Source organism: Rhodobacter sp. P2_H5 (assembly GCF_056403335.1).
This window is the reverse complement of record NZ_JBFUFS010000016.1, coordinates 19,568-35,109: the sequence shown is the minus strand read 5'-3', so window position 1 is coordinate 35,109 and position 15,542 is coordinate 19,568. Positions and strand designations below refer to the sequence as shown.

The window sequence follows — 15,542 nt, the reverse complement described above, 5'->3', positions numbered from 1 at the left end:
TTCTCTCACTCGGCCGGGCCAGAAACGGGGTCGGCGTAGTGCGACTTGAAGTCTTCCTCGATCGTCGCCGGCGGCAGCAGCGGCTTTTCCAGCACGCCCAGAAGCGGCAGGATCACGAGGAAATAGGCGAACCAGTAGGTCGAGGCGATCAGGCCGACCCAGCCGGTGAAGGCCGAAGGCACCTGAGAGCCGCACCACATCAGCACGACAAAGTCGATCACCAGAACGGCGAACCAGGCTTTGAACATCGGTCGGTAGCGGCCCGAACGCACCGAGGAGGTGTCCAGCCAGGGCGCCAGCGCCATGGCAAGGATCGCACCGGCCATCGCGATGACGCCGAACAGTTTCGAGTCGACGATGCCGAAGGTCAGGAAGTGAACCAGCTGCACCACCCAGACCGTGTTATCGAAGGTCCGCAGGATGGCGTAGAAGGGCAAGAGATACCATTCCGGCACGATATGCGCCGGGGTGGCGAGCGGGTTGGCCTGGATGTAGTTGTCCGGGTCGCCCAGGTAGTTCGGCATGAAGCCCACAACCGCGAAGAACAGCATCAGGATCACGGCCAGCGCGAACAGGTCCTTGATGACGTAGTAGGGCCAGAAGGGAACGGTGTCGCGCTCGGCCTCTTCCTTGGACCCGCGGCGCACTTCAACCCCGGTCGGGTTGTTGTTGCCGGTGGTGTGGAAGGCCCAGATGTGGACGCCTACCAGAGCGGCAATCACGAAGGGCAGCAGGTAGTGGAGCGAGAAGAAGCGGTTCAGCGTGGCGTTGCTGACGGCAAAGCCGCCAAGCAGCCATTCCTGCAGCGCGGTGCCGACACCCGGGATCGCGCCGAACAGGCCGGTGATCACGGTGGCGCCCCAGAAGCTCATCTGACCCCAGGGCAGAACGTAACCCATGAAGGCGGTGGCGATCATCAGGAAGTAGATGATCATACCGATGACCCAGGTCACTTCGCGCGGGGACTTGTAGCTGCCGTAGTAGAGGCCGCGGAAGATGTGGCAATAGACGGCGAAGAAGAACAGCGAGGCGCCGTTGGCATGCAGGTAACGCAGCATCACGCCGCCGTTCACGTCGCGCATGATATGCTCGACCGAACCGAAGGCCAGATCGACGTTCGGCGTGTAATGCATGGCCAGCACGATGCCGGTCACGATCTGCAGCGCCAGACAGAAGGTCAGGACGATGCCCCAGATCCACATCCAGTTGAGGTTCTTCGGCGTCGGGAGCATCAGCGTGTCGTAAAGGATGCTGACGATCGGCAGGCGGCTGTGGAGCCATTTTTCAAAGCCCGATTTAGGCTCGTAGTGGTCGTGCGGGATACCGGCCATCGATTATGTTCCTTACCCGAGCTTGATCGTGGTGTCGTTGATGAAAGCGGCGACCGGCACTTGCAGGTTGCGCGGGGCCGGCCCTTTGCGGATGCGGCCTGCCGTGTCGTACTGCGAGCCGTGGCAGGGGCAGAACCAGCCGCCGAACTCGCCGGCGCCATCGCCCAGCGGCACGCAGCCCAGGTGGGTGCAAACGCCCATCATCACCAGCCACTTGCCGTCCTTGTCCAGCGCGCGGTTGGCGTCGCTGGCATCGGTGCCGGCCGGCAGGTTGTCATTCTCGGCATTGGTGTCCACAAGATCGGACAGCGCGACAGCCTGCCCCGCCTTGATCTCATCGGCGGTGCGGTGGCGCACGAAGACCGGCTTGCCGCGCCACAGCACGGTCAGCTGCGTGCCCTCGGCCACGCCCCCGATGTCAACGTCGATCGAGGCCAGCGCCTTGACGTCCGCAGAGGGGTTCATCTGGTTGACCAGCGGCCAAACCGCCGCACCAGTCGCCACGACGCCAGCCCCGGCGGTCGCGTAATACAGGAAATCCCGCCGATCGGCGTTGTGGGATCCTGCGCTGTCGTCAGCATGGGACACGAATATTTCTCCCTTCCGCTGGCCGCTGTTGTCAGCAGCCCCTGAACCTCAACAGACCGTGATACGCTCACAGCCTTGCTCGGCGGGTTTTAGCCAAGGATTGCCGGGCCGTCCAGCGGTCAAAGGCGCGCAGGGCTTTGCGAAACCCGATTTCCGCAAGGAGCGACCTTGAAGTCGCAACCCGCGCCCCCATATCGCCCGCGCCCGGCAAGAGAGGCGGTCTTGCGGCGGCCTTGCGCCGGCAAGTTCACGCCTTGGGAAGGGTCGCAACCATCGCCGGCCTTTGGGCGAATCCGGCCTCCCAGGCGGCAAGCGCGGGATGGCCCGCGCGCCAGTCGCGCGCCCCGTGGCGGAAGTCGAGGTAGCCGAGCCCGCAAGCGAGTGCGATCTGCCCCATGTCCACCGGACCCGAAAGCTGCGCCATGCCGGAGGTTTCCAGCATGTCCAGCGTGCGGGCGACCTTGGCCCATTGCCCCTCGACCCAGGGCGCATAGCAGATCTCGGCCGGGCGGATGCGCGCCTCGTAGACCATCAGCAGGGCCGCCTCCAGCAGCCCGTCGGCCGTGGCCTCCAGCGTGAGCACATCCCAGATCCGCGGCTCGGGGTAGAAACCGCCGGCGAACTGGCTATCGAGATAGCGGCAGATCACCCGGCTGTCATAGATCGCCTTGCCCGCGTCGGTGATCAGGGTGGGCAGCTTGCCCAGGGGGTTCCGGTCGACCGGCATGGTGCCCGGTGCCACGGCGGTGCCAGCGGCCGGCACCAGTTCGATCCGATCCGTGATGCCCAACTCATGCGCCAGGACCATGACCTTGCGGACAAAGGGGGATGCGGGCGAGTAATAAAGCTGCATGGCAGGGCCTCTCTTCGGGATGCCCTTTGCTACCGCGGGCGGCGCGCGCTGTACAGCCGCACTCAGCCCTCGCGCATCGCCTGCGCCAGCGCGGCGGCAGCACCGCCCCGGGCGTCCAGCGCGCGGATCACCCCGGCGCGGGCTTCTTCGGTCTTGTTCTGGTTCAGCTTCCAGGTGCCGTCGATCTGGGTGATCTGCAGCCGGAAGGGCCGAATCATCCGCAGCATCCGCGCCATGACGCCTTCGGTCATCTTCGCGCTTTTCCAGACCGGCTTCGGCGCCAGCCGCGCTTCGAACATGTCCGACAGCGCGTTGACATGGGCCTCCAGCGCCTCGGGCGGCAGTTCGGTCAGGGTGCCGCGCAGGTGGACGGCGATGTAGTTCCAGGTCGGCACCTGATCCTCGACACCATACCAGTCGGGCGAGACATAGCCATCCGCCCCCGTCACCGCGAGCACGGCGGCCCCAGGCACTCCTCCAGCCACGCCCGCCGCGATCACCGCGTTGGAGCGCGCCAGATGCAGGTCGGCATGGCTGCCGTCTTCGGACAGAAGGAAGGGCACATGGGCCAGCACCGGTCCCGCCACCCCATTGACGCACAGGGTGCCGAAGCCACGCGCCCTTGCGAAATCAAGGTTGCGGGCGGTCGGGGTCTGGCGAAAGGCGGGGTTGGGATGCATGGCGGACCCGGAGGGCGAGACGGTTGAGTTCAAATGAAAAAGCCGCCGAGGTTCCCCTGGCGGCCCATCATCCGTGCTGAAAAACGCAGCTCAACCCTGACGGGCCTTGTAGCGCTTTTGCGTCTTGTTGATCACATAGACGCGGCCTTTACGGCGCACGACTTGGCAATCGCGATGACGCGTCTTCAGCGAGCGGAGCGAGTTTGCAACCTTCATGGCTGTCTCCTTCTGTTCGCGGCGCGTCCTCGCGCCAATTGAAAACCGTGCTGGTCCTGCGACCAGCGGTGAATGGTGGGCGGTACTGGGATCGAACCAGTGGCCACTACGATGTCAACGTAGTGCTCTACCGCTGAGCTAACCGCCCTCCGTGCCGTCACATCCTGCCCCTGTCACCAAAGTGACGCTTGGGCAAAACCGCGTCGGTGCCGGGTCTATAAAGAGAGTCGCTGGGCTGTTCAAGGGCTTTCTCCACACCGAATTTACCCGCTATACCTAGACGATGGAGGAGCGCATGACCGAGTATTCCGAGGGCCTTTCCTTTCGCCTTGCCCGACCCGAGCGGCAGGTGACCAGCGTCATCTTCTCCTCACCGCATTCGGGGCGCGAATATCCGCCCGCGTTTCTCGCCTCCAGCCCGCTGTCGCCGATGCTGCTGCGATCATCGGAGGATGCCTATGTAGACAGGCTTTTCGCCCGCGCGCCGCTGAATGGGGCGCCGCTTTTGTGCGCCCGCGCGCCACGCGCCTTCATCGACCTCAACCGCGGCTGCGACGAGCTTGACCCCGCGGTGATCGAGGGGGTGATGCGCCCGGCGCACAACCCGCGAATCTCCTCCGGCCTCGGCGTCATCCCCCGGGTCGTGGCGGGCGGTCGCGCGATTTATTCCGGCAAGATCGGCCGCGACGAGGCCGAGGCGCGAATCGACAGCCACTGGCGGCCCTGGCACGCCACCCTGCGCGATCTGGTGGACCAGACCCATGCGACCTTTGGCGAGGCGATCCTGATCGACTGCCACTCGATGCCGCACGAGGCGATCGAGGCCCATGCCCGCCCCGGCCACGCCCTGCCCGAGGTGGTGCTGGGCGACCGCTTCGGCGCCGCCGCCTCGCGCGAGGTGGTCGAGCAGATCGAGGCGATCTTTGCCGGCGCGGGCTTTCGCGTCGCGCGCAACTCGCCCTTTGCCGGAGCCTATATCGCCCAGGCCTATGGCCACCCGGTCAGCCGCAAACATGTGGTCCAGGTCGAGATCGACCGCTCGCTCTACCTCGACGAGCGCCGGGTCGAGCCTTTGCCGAGCTTTTCTGCCTTTTGCCTGCGCATGTCGCGCGTGGTGGCCGATATCGCCAGCATCGGACGCCGCGCCCTGCCGATCGCCGCCGAATGAGAGCCGTATAGAGAGGAGAGGCCGATGCGCCTGTTTGCCGCCACAAGACTTGCCGCAACCGGATTGATTCTGGCCCTCGCGCTGCCCGCCCGGGCCGAGGAGCGCTGGACGACGATTCCCATGCCGCCGCCGATGCCGACCCCGGTGGCCAGCGGCATGGCCAGCGTGAACGGCATCGAGATGTATTACGCGACCTTCGGCGCGGGCGAGCCGGTGCTTCTGATCCACGGCGGGCTGGGCAACTCGGACCTCTGGGCCAACCAAGTGATCGACCTGATGCAGGATCATCTGGTCATCGTGGCCGACAGCCGGGGCCACGGCCGCTCGACCCGGACGGAGGAGCCTTTCGGCTATGACCTGATGGCCTCGGATTATCTGGCGCTGATGGATTATCTGAAGGTCGATACCGTGGATCTGGTCGGCTGGTCGGATGGCGGGATCATCGGGCTGGACATCGCGATGCACCACCCGGAGCGGTTGAAGCACCTTTTCGCCCAGGCCGCCAATATCACCCCCGACGGCGTCGACCCCAAGGTGGGTGAAGACAAGCAGTTTGGCGAATATATCGAATGGATGGGCAAGGATTACGCCCGCCTTTCGCCGACCCCCGATCAGTACGAAGCCTTCGTGACACAGATCTCGGCCATGTGGGCGAGCCAGCCGAACTGGACCGATGCCGAAGTGGCCGCGATCAAGGTGCCGACCGTGGTGGCGGCGGGCGATCACGACCAGGCCATCCTGCGCGCCCATACCGAAAAGATCGCGAGCCTCATCCCCGGGGCCAAGCTGGTGATCCTGCCCGATGCCAGCCATTTCGCGCTGCTGCAGGCACCCGCGGATTATACCAAGGCGGTGCGCGCGCTGATCGACAACTGAGCCCGGTCCCGGCAGGAGAAGCGGGGGTTTTCCACCCCCGCACCCCCGAGGATATTTGTGCCAAAATAAAAGGATCAGCCCCGAGTCGGGCCCCTTCAGCGCAGCGCGCGGCCCTTGATGATCGCCTCATGGCCAAAGCGGGCGCGGATCGCGTCGGCGGCGCGTTCGGCCTTGGCGCGTTTGGGGGCATCGGGGTCCAGGAGGTCGGGCGAGAGATCGGCCTGATCCTCGGGCGCGAGGTCAGAGATGCCGACGCCGATCAGCCGGAACGGGCCCTTGGTGCCGGAATTGGCGAAAAGCGCCTTGGCGGCGCGGTAGATCCGATCGGTCAGCTGGGTCGGGTCGGACAGGGCCTGGCGCCTTGTGACGATCTGGAAATCGCCGCGCCGCAGTTTCAGGGTGACGGTGCGGCCGGACAGCTGCTTGGCCTTGGCGCGGTCGGCCACCTGTTCGGACAGCCGCCAGATATGGCCGTCGAGCAGGTCGGCATCGGAAGTATCCTGGAAAAACGTGGTCTCCTTCGAGATGGATTTCAGCTTCTCGTCGCGCATGACGCGGCGGGCATCCTCGCCCCGCGCCAGTTGATAGAGCCGCTCGCCGGTCTGGCCGAAGCGGGCTTGCAGATCGCCCCGGTCCCAGCGCAGCAGGTCGGCGATGGTACGGATGCCGGCGGCCTCCAGCTGGGCCTGGGTCGCGACACCGACGCCCCAGATGATCCGCACCGGCTTGTTGCGCAGGAAATCCGCCGTCTCGCCCCGCCCCACCACCGAAAACCCGCGCGGCTTGTCGAGATCGGAGGCGATCTTGGCCAGAAACTTGTTATGCGACAGGCCGATCGAGCCGGTGACACCGATCTGCGCCTCCATCTCCCGGGTCAGGCGGGCCAGCATCACGGCGGGCGGCGCGCCATGCAGGCGGGCGGTGCCGGTCAGGTCGAGAAAAGCCTCGTCCAGCGACAGGGGCTGGATCGCGGGAGTCAGCACCTCCATCAGCGCGCGGATCTGGCGCGAGACCTCGACATAGACCGACATCCGCGGCTTGACCACCGTGGCCTGCGGGCAAAGCTTCAGCGCCTGGAACATCGGCATGGCCGAGCGGACACCATGGATGCGTGCGAGATAACAGCAGGTCGAAACCACCCCCCGCGTTCCGCCGCCCACGATCAGCGGCACATCGCGCAGCGCCGGATTGTCGCGCTTTTCGACCGAGGCATAGAAGGCGTCGCAGTCCATATGGGCGATCGAAAGACTCTCCAGCTCGGCATGGGCCACCACGCGCGGGCTGCGGCAGGCCGGGCAACGCGACCCGGCGGCAAAAAGGGTGAGGCAGTCGCGGCAGAGCGTGGACATGATCCCCCTTGTTATCACGCCGGGGCCGCTCTGGGAAAGGCGCCGCGCACCGGCGGCGACCGCCCCATTCCGCAGCCGAAATCCGCCGCTTCGGCCAGCATCTGCGGAAAAATGATGCAGCCGCGCGAGAAAACTGCGCAATCTGCGCCCGGACCAATAGATTGGAGCCTGAGCACATTGCATTGCCTGACGTTCAACCAGTCGTTAAAGGCACTGGCGTAGTATTGCTTGCGCGACCGGGCCAAACGACAGCACGGACAGGACCTCATGCCAAGATTGACTTGCATCACGACCACTTTCAACGAAGGACGCGCCCTGCTGACCAGCGTCAACTCGATCCTGGCGCAGAGTTTCATGGATTTTCAGTACATTGTGGTCGATGACGGGTCGCAGCCCGAGACCACCGCGATTCTGGCCGGGCTGGACGACCCGCGGATTCTGGTGATCCGCCAGGCCAACGACGGCTTGTCCAGCGCGCGCAACCGGGCGATCGAACGGGCGACCGGCGATTACATCTGCTTTCTCGACGCCGATGATTCCCGGCCGAACTGGTCCTTTGCGGCGATCGTCCGCGCGCTGGACCTGCACGACCCCGACCTGCTGATCTGCCCCGGCATCCTGCAGGATCTGCGCCAGGACATCGGGGCCTTCTACGACGACCGGATCTTCAAGACGATCGCGGCGCTCAACCCTGCCAATTTCACCCAGCGCAGCGCGCAGGATTTCACCCGGATCGCCTGCCTCGCCCAGGGGATCGAGCCGCAGTCGGCCAATAAGGTGGTCCGGCGCGCCTTTCTGCAGAAGACCGGGATCGGCTTTCCCAACACCCATTTCTTCGAGGATATCTACTTTCACACCGGTCTGATCGCCGCAGCCGACAGGATCGCCTTCCTGGACACCCCGGCCTTCACCTATTTCCGCCGCTACAGCCGGCCCCAGATCACCGCCACCTCGGGCGACATGCGCTTTGGCATCATCGCCGTGACCAAACTGACGCTGGAGGCTTTCGCCCAGCGGGCGGAGTTCCACAATGCCGCCCATCGCGCGGCGGTTCTGGCCTCCTGCATGCGGATCGTCGAATGGTGCGAGGTCTCGGTTTCGCTGCATCACCGGGCCAGCTATCGGCAATGTGTGCAGATCATGCTGGCCCTGATCGACCCGCTTTACCTGCATCTGCCGCCCGGCATTCCGCGCGAGGCGGGTGATCTTGACCAACTCCGCCGCTACATCGGATCCCTGTCCCATGCCGCATGATCAGAAAAAGGCGCACAAGGCGCTGATGGAGGTTGCTTCCGTGACTGCCCTGGTGTCCGAGTTTTCGGAAGACGATCTGGTTGAAGCCCTGCGCGATGCTCATGCCCCGATCCCTGAACGCGTGAAGGTGAAGGCTTTCGGACAAAACTGCGATCTCTTGACGCCCGAATTTGGTTTTCTGCAGACCGATTCCCTCTGGCGGCTTGAGATGATCTATCAATCCGCCCTGGCCACGCAGACCCTGGCGCCGACCGGCGTGGCGCTGGATGTCGGCGCGGGCTTCGGCGCCTTCGCCATCCCCTTTGCCGCGGCCTTCCCGGGCTGGCAGGTCTATTGCTTTGAACCCGACCCGCAAAGCTATGCCGCCTTGCACCAGAATATCCTGACGCAGGGCCTGTCCAACGTGGTGGCGCTGCCCTTCGCGGTGGGTGCTGAGGCCGAGGATGCGCCCGAAAACCCCGGGCTGGTGCAAGAAATCCTGGCCGAGATCGCCTTGGGCAACCGCGACCGGGTCGAAACCCTCGCCGCGCTGCTGCCCACCCGCCCCTTCGGCCGGCACGAGGAAAACCTCGGCTATATGGAACGCGGCGCCGGGCCGGCACCGGATTTCATCGACATCTTGGTGCCGACGATCACCGCCAAGGCGCTGGCATTGCTGGAACCGCGGCTGCTGAAACTGCTCGCCCCCAAGTCCGAGGCGCAGATCCTGGAGGATCTGAAAGCCTGCCCGCTGGATCACATCATCGGAGAGGTCTGGTCGCATGTCCCCTCGGCGCTGGTCTTTGGCGAAACGGCGGGGCTGCGGCAAACCTGGCTGCCGCTGGCCGGCACCCCGCTTCTGGGCCTGCGCCGCACCAAAGAGACGCTGGAGCCGCGCCTGGATGTGGCCGTGGCCATGTACAATTCGCGCGATTTCATCATCGCCTGCGTCGAAGGCATCCTGAACGGCGACAGCCGCGAAGTGCGCGCGCTGGTGGTCGATGACGGATCGACCGACGACTCCGCGGACGTGGTGCGGGCGCATTTCGGCGATGATCCGCGGGTGGTCCTGCTGCAAAAGCCCAACGGCGGCTGCGCCTCGGCGCGCAACTTTGGCCGCATGAAGTCGACCGCCAGCCATATCGCCTTTGTCGATGCCGATGACATCCCGGGGCCCGGTCTTTTCGCGGGCCTGCTGGAACTGGCGCGCCACACCGGGGCGGAAATCGTCCAGGGCGGCTTTGAACTGCTGTTCGACGACGACGCGCAGGGCCTGCGCAGCACGCCGTCCTACGAAGCCGCCGACGACGCGGTGAAATTCGCCCGCCGCCATCCCTTCGGCGCGCGGACCTGCCACCTGCTGGACTCGAGCTTTCTGATGCAGGGCCAGCCCTCGATCTGGCGCAGGATCTATCGCCGCGATTTTCTCGACAATCGCAAGATCTGGTTCCCTGAGCACATCCGCGCCTTCGACGACCAGATCTTCCAGATGCTGACCCTGCAAGCCGTGCACAACGTGCCGGTGCTGGACGGCGTGTCCTATGGCTACCGTCAGCACCCGGGGCAGGACATCCGCCGCGATGACGAGCGGAATTTCTACTCGCTGGAGATGTTCCGCCTGCTGCTGAAACGCGGCACGGCGGAGGGGTGGAGCGATTTCACCCCGATGCTGCGCAGCTTCATCAACACCGTGAACTGGATCTACCCCAACCTGCGCAGCGATCTGCGGCCCTCCTTCATCCGGGGCGCGGCAGAGCTTTGGGTCTATGCCCGCAAGACGCTGGGCGAGGCGGTCTTTGCCGGACTGCCGGTCTCGGCCTTCCTGCCGCTGGACTTCGGCTACCACGTCTCGGTGCTGGAAGAGCATCTGAAAGGCTTTGGCCCGTCCTATGGCTGGGCCTATCTCGACTCCTTCGAGATGCATGTGCCGATGATGAAGTCGCTGCGCAAATAGCTCAGCCCTTTTCAAGCGCCGCCGCACGCAGCGCGCTGAGCCTTTGCCGCGGCGCGATCGCCTCGGCGGCGATGGCAAGGTTCAGGACGGCGGCGGTGCCATTGTCGGCTGCGGCGCTGGCGCGGGCGAAGGCTGCGGCGAAATCCTCGGTCCGCTCGACCCGTTCGGCGAAAAGACCATAGGCGCGGGCGACCTCGGCAAAGTCGGGGTTGACCATCGTGGTGCCAAAGACCCTTGCCGGGAACTGGCGTTCCTGATGGGCGCGGATCGTGCCGTAGATCCCGTTGTCGAGGATCAGGACAATCGGCGTTGCGCCATGCTGGGCCAGGGTCGCAAGCTCCTGACAATTCATCTGAAAATCGCCGTCGCCGGCAAAGCAGACCACGCGGCGCCCGGGCCGGGCGATGCTGGCCGCGATGGCGGCGGGCAGGCCGTAGCCCATCGCCCCCGATTGCGGCGCCAGAAGCCGGGCCTTGGGGCCAAAGCGGAAATGCCGGCTCGGCCAGGTCGCGAAATTCCCCGCGCCATTGGTCAGGATCACGTCTTCCGGCAGGACCTGCCCCAGAACCGCCATCACCGCCGCCATATCGACCGGCGAGGGTTGGGCGGGCGCCGCAAAGGCCGTCTCGTACTGGCTGCGCGCCTTGGCCCGCCACGCGGCCCAGCCGCCCGAGACCGGAGCAAGCGCCTTGCAAAACGCGTTCGGCCCGGACTGGATCGGTTCTTGGGCCACATAGATCTTGCCCAACTCCTCCGACGCGGGATGAACATGGATCAGCCTTTGCTGCGGCAGCGGCACCGACAGAAGCGTATAGGCCCCCGTCGTCATCTCATCCATTCGCAGGTTGAGGGCGAGGATCACATCCGCCTCGCGGATCATCTGGGCCAGATGCGGCCACATGCCGACCCCGGCCTCACCGACAAAGACGGGGGAATTATGGTCGATCACATCCTGACAGCGAAACGCCGCCGCGACCGGGATGTCGGAGGCTTCGGCAAAGGCCTGAAGGGCGGCACGCCCCTCCGCCGTCCAGCCGGTACCACCGGCGAGGATGAGCGGGCGCTCGGCCCCGGCCAGAAGGCTGCGGGCGCGGGTCAGGGCGGCGGCGTCGGGGGCGGGCTCGGCGATCTTGGGCAGGGGCGCTGGCAAGGGGGCGACATCGCTCATCTCGGCCAGCATATCCTCGGGCAGGGCGACCACCACCGGGCCGGGGCGGCCCGAGATGGCGGTGGTCCAGGCCCGGGCGAGAAGCTCCGGGATACGGGCGGTCTCGTCAATCTCGACCACATATTTCGCCATGGTGCCAAAGACGGCGCGGTAGTTGACCTCCTGAAAGCTTTCGCGCTCCCGGTCGGAGCGGGCGATCTGCCCGACGAACAACAGCATAGGCGTCGAATCCTGCCGGGCGGTATGGACGCCGATCATCGCATTGGCAGCCCCCGGGCCACGGGTCACCATGCAGATGCCGGGCAAGCCTGTCAGCTTGCCCCAGGCGGCGGCCATGAAGCTGGCGCCGCCCTCGTTGCGGCACAGGACATAGTCAAAGCGCCCCGCGGTGTCGTGCATCGCGTCCAGCACCGCCAGATAGCTTTCACCCGGCACGCCAAAAGCCTTGACCGCGCCCAAAGCCACCAGACTTTCCACCAGAATTTGCCCGCCGTTCCGCATCTCTTGCCTCCGCTTTTGCCGCGATCATGGGCGAGGCGTGCGGCGGTGTCGAGCGTCAGATCACCCGCCTCAGATCACCGGCGTCAGCAAGGGCTGGCCCGCGAAATGCGCCGTCAGGTTGTCGCGCATCAGCTGCCCCATCGCCTTGCGCGTCTCCACCGTGGCCGAGGCGTGGTGCGGCTGCAAAAGCACATTGGTCAGCGGCAGAAAGCGCGGGTTGATCCGCGGCTCGCCCTCGAACACATCCAACGCGGCGCCGCCCAGAAGCCCGGATTCCAGCGCGTCCAGCAGCGCCGCCTCGTCGATGTTGGAGGCGCGCGAAATGTTGACGAGCAGGCCCTGCGGCCCCAGCGCCTCGATCACACGGGCATTGACGATGTGGCGGGTTTCGGCATTGGCCAGCGCCGTGACGATCAGCACATCGGACTGCGCGGCAAGCGCCACCGGGTCGGGGATGAAGGCGTAAGGCACGTCCTTGGCGCTGCGGGCGCAATAGGCGATCTTCATGCCAAAACCGGTCAACCGATCCGCCACCGCCTGCCCGATCCGGCCGAGGCCGAGAATGCCGGCCCGCATCCCGGTGACCCGGCGCTGCAGGGGAAAGCTCGCCTTCTCCCAGGCGCCGGAACGCGCCCAGTCCTCGGCCTTGACCATGCCGCGCGCCAAGGCCAGCACCATGCCCACCGCCAGATCGGCGCAATCGTCGTTCAGGACATCGGGCGTATTGGTCACCCGGATGCCGCGCGCGCGGCAGGCCTGAAGGTCCACCGCGTCATAGCCCACGCCGTAAAGGCTGATCAGCTCCAGCGCCGGACAGGCCGCGATCACCTCGGCCGAGGCGCCGACACCGCCATTGCTGGCAATCGCCCTGATCTGCGGGCCGACCTCGGCCAGATAGGCCGCCTTGTCCTTGGCCGCGTAATAAGGGTGGAGTGTGAAGGCCGCCTCCAAGGGTGTCTGATCCCACGCCGGGTAATCGCTCAGTTGCAGGACATGGGGTTTCATCATCGCGCCTTTGATCCATGGGTTCAGGGCAGATTAGAAAACCCCGCCCGCAAGGTCGAGCGCCAAACGCTGCCCGTCTGGCGATGCCCGGGGCTTCGGTCTATGGTCGGGCAAAGGCAGGGAGGGGCTCGCATGAACCGGATGGATGGCAAGATCTGCGTGGTGACCGGGGCGACGCAGGGCCTTGGCGCGGCCATCGCGCGGCGGCTGGCGGCGGCGGGGGCTGCGGGTCTGGTGATCACCGGGCGCAACCTGCGCCGGGGCGAGGCGGTGGCCAAGGACATCGAAGCCGCCTTTGGGCTGGAGACCCACTTCCTGCGCGCCGATTTCGCCCGCGTTGACGACTGCCGCCATGCCATCGCCGAAACCGACCGTCTGTTTGGCCGGATCGACGTTCTGGTCAATGCCGGGGCCTCGACCGACCGCGGCACCATCCTCGACACCTCGCCCGAGCTTTTTGACCGGCTCTTCGCCACCAATGTCCGCGGCCCCTATTTCCTGATGCAGGAGGCGATCAAGCTGATGATCCGCGACGGGATCGAAGGGGCGATCTGCAACATCGGCTCGATCTCGGCCCTGGCGGGGCAGCCCTTCATCAGCGCCTATTGCGCCTCGAAAGGGGCGCTGACCACGCTGACCGCGAACACCGCCTTTTCGGTCATGGCCAACCGGATCCGGGTCAACCAGCTCAACGTCGGCTGGATGGCCTCGGACCACGAACGCGAGTTGCAGGTGAAGCAAGACCCGGAATGGGAGGAGAAGGCCGCCGCCGCCCTGCCCTTCGGCCGCCTGGTGGACCCGGAGGAGGCGGCGCGGGCGGTCAACTTCCTCGTCTCGCCGGATGCGGGCCTGATGACCGGGGCCATCGTGAACTTCGACCAATCGGTCTGGGGCGCCGTGGCAGGGGGCATGCCGGTGCCCGAAGGGCCGATGACACTTGGTTGAGACATATTTACTTTCGCGAATGTGACACTATCTTCCCTGCGAACAACCCGGAAGACCGCCCATGCCCACCCCTGCCCCCTCCAGCTTTGACCCGCGCGGCCACCGCGAGGCCTTGCCGCGCGCCGTGGCCTTTCTGAAAGTCCTCGGCCACGAGGGTCGCCTGGAGATTCTCTGCCAGTTGATCGACGGTCCGCGCAGCGTCAGCCAGCTGACCGAGGCGATCGGGGCCTCGCAGCCGGCGGTGTCGCAACAGCTGATGCGCCTGCGGGCCGAGGGTCTGGTCAAGACCGACCGGCAGGGCAAGAGCATCTTCTACAGCATCGCCCAACCGGAGATCGCCAAGATCGTCTCGGCCCTGCGCGACGCCTTCTGCGCCCCCGAGTGACGGCGACTAAAGCTTGGACACATAACCCTGATAGGTGGTTTTGGAATACATCAGCCGGATCCGGTCCAGCTGGCGGTCGACATTGGCCAAGGGCCCCTCGCATTGCTGCACGCTCATCTCGGCGGCATGGGTGCGGTCCTTCACCATGGCGCCAAACTTCTTCTCGTCATAGGCCGGCAGGCCCACCACCGCTTTCAACGCCTTGGACAGCGCGCCCGAATCCTTCTGGAAACTGTCGTTCAGCGTCTTGATCGTCTTGCGGATGGTTTCGAGGTTTTCCTTGATGACCAGCGCCGTATCGGCCAGCTTCTTGGCCACCGTCTGGTTTTCGGGCTTGACCACCTCGACCTTGGCCTTTTCGGCGGTGGTCTTGGCCGCATTCGACAGGTTGGTGCAGGAGCCGATATGCCCCTTCATCTTGGTCTCCAGATCCTGGAAATCCTTGAACAGGGCCTTCAGCTGCTTTTCGACCTCTTTCTTGTCATCCAGCGCATCGGCGTCCTTCTGGGTCTTCCGCTTCGCCGCCTCGGCAAAAAGGGTACACCAGCCGACCAGCTTGTCGACCATCGCCTTGCTGTCCTTGAGGTTGGGTGGCAGGGCCACATCCTCGACCTTGACGATCTTCTTGATCTCGCGCGCGACGGTGGGGATGTAGGTCTTGGAGAATTTGACCGCGCAATCCTGGGCCAGCTTGACCCATTTCACCACCTGTTCCTTGGCCGGCACAAAATCGCGCGTCTCGACCTCCTTGGCGGCCTGGGCGGCGGCCATGAATTCCTTCTTCAGCTCGGTGACCGCGGCGTCAAACACCTCTTTGTACTTGGCCGAGACGAGACCGACGTCGATCTGATATTTGCGCGTCTTGAGCGCGTCGAGCGCCTTGTCCAGTTCCTTCTCCCACAGCTTGATCTTGTCTTGCGTGGCGGTGGCTTCCTTGGATTTCAGCGGCTTCATCTTCGCCACAGCCTTGGTGAAGGCGGTGGACAGCGTGTCGATGCGCTGCGAGGCGGTATCGCATTCCGCAGCCGTCATGGTGGCTTCCGATTTGCCGAAAGCGGTCAGCACATCTTTCATGGCTTCGCCAACCCCCAGACCCTTCGCTTCCGAAGGCCGCGTGGCCTGCCAAACCTTGACCGTGAATGTAAATGCCACCACTGCTCCCCCCCCAGGATGAAAGTCCAAAAGCTATCCGAACAGTACTGACAGAGGCCCGCCACCAAGCAAGCGTTTTGAGGGGGAGGGCCGCGCTATTCTGCGGAGGCCGTCCCGGGGCTCTAAGGGGCCGAAAAG

The 15,542-nt window shown here is 65.2% G+C and carries 15 protein-coding genes and 1 tRNA gene; 6 read left to right on the top strand and 10 right to left on the bottom strand.

Going from position 1 to position 15,542, the window contains the following annotated elements; all coding sequences use genetic code 11:
• Window positions 1-5: 5 nt before the first annotated feature.
• The 6 genes from AC1DVR_RS18255 to AC1DVR_RS18230 form a co-directional block, all read right to left on the bottom strand.
• Complete coding sequence (locus AC1DVR_RS18255) at window positions 6-1,331, bottom strand: cytochrome b (RefSeq protein ID WP_478002034.1); 1,326 nt, start codon at window positions 1,329-1,331, stop codon at window positions 6-8.
• A gap of 12 nt (window positions 1,332-1,343) precedes the next feature.
• On the bottom strand, window positions 1,344-1,919 hold the full coding sequence (gene petA / locus AC1DVR_RS18250) for a ubiquinol-cytochrome c reductase iron-sulfur subunit (protein ID WP_478002033.1): 576 nt from the start codon (window positions 1,917-1,919) through the stop codon (window positions 1,344-1,346).
• A gap of 247 nt (window positions 1,920-2,166) precedes the next feature.
• Window positions 2,167-2,772: a glutathione S-transferase gene (locus AC1DVR_RS18245; protein ID WP_478002032.1), complete on the bottom strand. Its 606-nt coding sequence runs from the start codon at window positions 2,770-2,772 to the stop codon at window positions 2,167-2,169.
• A 62-nt stretch (window positions 2,773-2,834) separates the two neighbouring features.
• Window positions 2,835-3,452 (bottom strand): FMN-binding negative transcriptional regulator, encoded by a 618-nt coding sequence (locus tag AC1DVR_RS18240; RefSeq protein WP_478002031.1) that lies wholly within the window; start codon window positions 3,450-3,452, stop codon window positions 2,835-2,837.
• Between the two features lie 90 nt (window positions 3,453-3,542).
• Window positions 3,543-3,668, bottom strand: a complete 126-nt coding sequence (ykgO, locus tag AC1DVR_RS18235; RefSeq protein ID WP_023666132.1) for a type B 50S ribosomal protein L36 — start codon at window positions 3,666-3,668, stop codon at window positions 3,543-3,545.
• 73 nt (window positions 3,669-3,741) lie between these two features.
• A tRNA-Val gene (locus AC1DVR_RS18230) sits at window positions 3,742-3,816 on the bottom strand.
• A gap of 147 nt (window positions 3,817-3,963) precedes the next feature.
• On the opposite strand from AC1DVR_RS18230, the gene AC1DVR_RS18225 reads away from it, so the two are divergent.
• Window positions 3,964-4,836 (top strand): N-formylglutamate amidohydrolase, encoded by an 873-nt coding sequence (locus AC1DVR_RS18225; RefSeq protein WP_478002030.1) that lies wholly within the window; start codon window positions 3,964-3,966, stop codon window positions 4,834-4,836.
• 24 nt (window positions 4,837-4,860) lie between these two features.
• Window positions 4,861-5,712, top strand: a complete 852-nt coding sequence (locus tag AC1DVR_RS18220) for an alpha/beta fold hydrolase (RefSeq protein ID WP_478002029.1) — start codon at window positions 4,861-4,863, stop codon at window positions 5,710-5,712.
• A gap of 95 nt (window positions 5,713-5,807) precedes the next feature.
• On the opposite strand, the gene AC1DVR_RS18215 is transcribed toward AC1DVR_RS18220, so the two are convergent.
• A complete protein-coding gene (locus AC1DVR_RS18215) occupies window positions 5,808-7,061 on the bottom strand; it encodes a DNA polymerase IV (RefSeq protein ID WP_478002028.1) in 1,254 nt (417 codons plus the stop codon).
• Window positions 7,062-7,328: 267 nt separating this feature from the next.
• Between AC1DVR_RS18215 and AC1DVR_RS18210 the strand changes: the two genes are divergently transcribed.
• Window positions 7,329-8,315: a glycosyltransferase family 2 protein gene (locus tag AC1DVR_RS18210; protein WP_478002027.1), complete on the top strand. Its 987-nt coding sequence runs from the start codon at window positions 7,329-7,331 to the stop codon at window positions 8,313-8,315.
• Window positions 8,316-8,340: 25 nt separating this feature from the next.
• Complete coding sequence (locus tag AC1DVR_RS18205) at window positions 8,341-10,248, top strand: FkbM family methyltransferase (RefSeq protein ID WP_478002026.1); 1,908 nt, start codon at window positions 8,341-8,343, stop codon at window positions 10,246-10,248.
• A 1-nt stretch (window position 10,249) separates the two neighbouring features.
• On the opposite strand, the gene AC1DVR_RS18200 is transcribed toward AC1DVR_RS18205, so the two are convergent.
• Window positions 10,250-11,917, bottom strand: a complete 1,668-nt coding sequence (locus tag AC1DVR_RS18200; protein ID WP_478002025.1) for a thiamine pyrophosphate-dependent enzyme — start codon at window positions 11,915-11,917, stop codon at window positions 10,250-10,252.
• Window positions 11,918-11,986: 69 nt separating this feature from the next.
• A complete protein-coding gene (locus AC1DVR_RS18195; RefSeq protein ID WP_478002024.1) occupies window positions 11,987-12,922 on the bottom strand; it encodes a 2-hydroxyacid dehydrogenase in 936 nt (311 codons plus the stop codon).
• Between the two features lie 132 nt (window positions 12,923-13,054).
• Between AC1DVR_RS18195 and AC1DVR_RS18190 the strand changes: the two genes are divergently transcribed.
• Both AC1DVR_RS18190 and AC1DVR_RS18185 read left to right on the top strand, forming a co-directional pair.
• A complete protein-coding gene (locus AC1DVR_RS18190; RefSeq protein WP_478002023.1) occupies window positions 13,055-13,867 on the top strand; it encodes an SDR family oxidoreductase in 813 nt (270 codons plus the stop codon).
• Window positions 13,868-13,928: 61 nt separating this feature from the next.
• Window positions 13,929-14,252 carry an ArsR/SmtB family transcription factor gene (locus AC1DVR_RS18185; protein WP_478002022.1) on the top strand — a complete coding sequence of 108 codons (324 nt, stop codon included), beginning with the start codon at window positions 13,929-13,931 and terminating at the stop codon, window positions 14,250-14,252.
• Window positions 14,253-14,258: 6 nt separating this feature from the next.
• On the opposite strand, the gene AC1DVR_RS18180 is transcribed toward AC1DVR_RS18185, so the two are convergent.
• On the bottom strand, window positions 14,259-15,404 hold the full coding sequence (locus tag AC1DVR_RS18180) for a hypothetical protein (RefSeq protein ID WP_478002021.1): 1,146 nt from the start codon (window positions 15,402-15,404) through the stop codon (window positions 14,259-14,261).
• Window positions 15,405-15,542: the final 138 nt, after the last annotated feature.

What these genes read in the sequence shown, in the direction of transcription:
- AC1DVR_RS18255 (WP_478002034.1), bottom strand. Translation starts at nt 1,331, where the DNA reads ATGGCCGGTATCCCGCACGACCACTACGAGCCTAAATCGGGCTTTGAA.
- AC1DVR_RS18245 (WP_478002032.1), bottom strand. Translation starts at nt 2,772, where the DNA reads ATGCAGCTTTATTACTCGCCCGCATCCCCCTTTGTCCGCAAGGTCATG.
- AC1DVR_RS18240 (WP_478002031.1), bottom strand. Translation starts at nt 3,452, where the DNA reads ATGCATCCCAACCCCGCCTTTCGCCAGACCCCGACCGCCCGCAACCTT.
- ykgO (WP_023666132.1), bottom strand. Translation starts at nt 3,668, where the DNA reads ATGAAGGTTGCAAACTCGCTCCGCTCGCTGAAGACGCGTCATCGCGAT.
- AC1DVR_RS18225 (WP_478002030.1), top strand. Translation starts at nt 3,964, where the DNA reads ATGACCGAGTATTCCGAGGGCCTTTCCTTTCGCCTTGCCCGACCCGAG.
- AC1DVR_RS18220 (WP_478002029.1), top strand. Translation starts at nt 4,861, where the DNA reads ATGCGCCTGTTTGCCGCCACAAGACTTGCCGCAACCGGATTGATTCTG.
- AC1DVR_RS18215 (WP_478002028.1), bottom strand. Translation starts at nt 7,061, where the DNA reads ATGTCCACGCTCTGCCGCGACTGCCTCACCCTTTTTGCCGCCGGGTCG.
- AC1DVR_RS18210 (WP_478002027.1), top strand. Translation starts at nt 7,329, where the DNA reads ATGCCAAGATTGACTTGCATCACGACCACTTTCAACGAAGGACGCGCC.
- AC1DVR_RS18205 (WP_478002026.1), top strand. Translation starts at nt 8,341, where the DNA reads ATGGAGGTTGCTTCCGTGACTGCCCTGGTGTCCGAGTTTTCGGAAGAC.
- AC1DVR_RS18200 (WP_478002025.1), bottom strand. Translation starts at nt 11,917, where the DNA reads ATGCGGAACGGCGGGCAAATTCTGGTGGAAAGTCTGGTGGCTTTGGGC.
- AC1DVR_RS18195 (WP_478002024.1), bottom strand. Translation starts at nt 12,922, where the DNA reads ATGAAACCCCATGTCCTGCAACTGAGCGATTACCCGGCGTGGGATCAG.
- AC1DVR_RS18190 (WP_478002023.1), top strand. Translation starts at nt 13,055, where the DNA reads ATGAACCGGATGGATGGCAAGATCTGCGTGGTGACCGGGGCGACGCAG.
- AC1DVR_RS18185 (WP_478002022.1), top strand. Translation starts at nt 13,929, where the DNA reads ATGCCCACCCCTGCCCCCTCCAGCTTTGACCCGCGCGGCCACCGCGAG.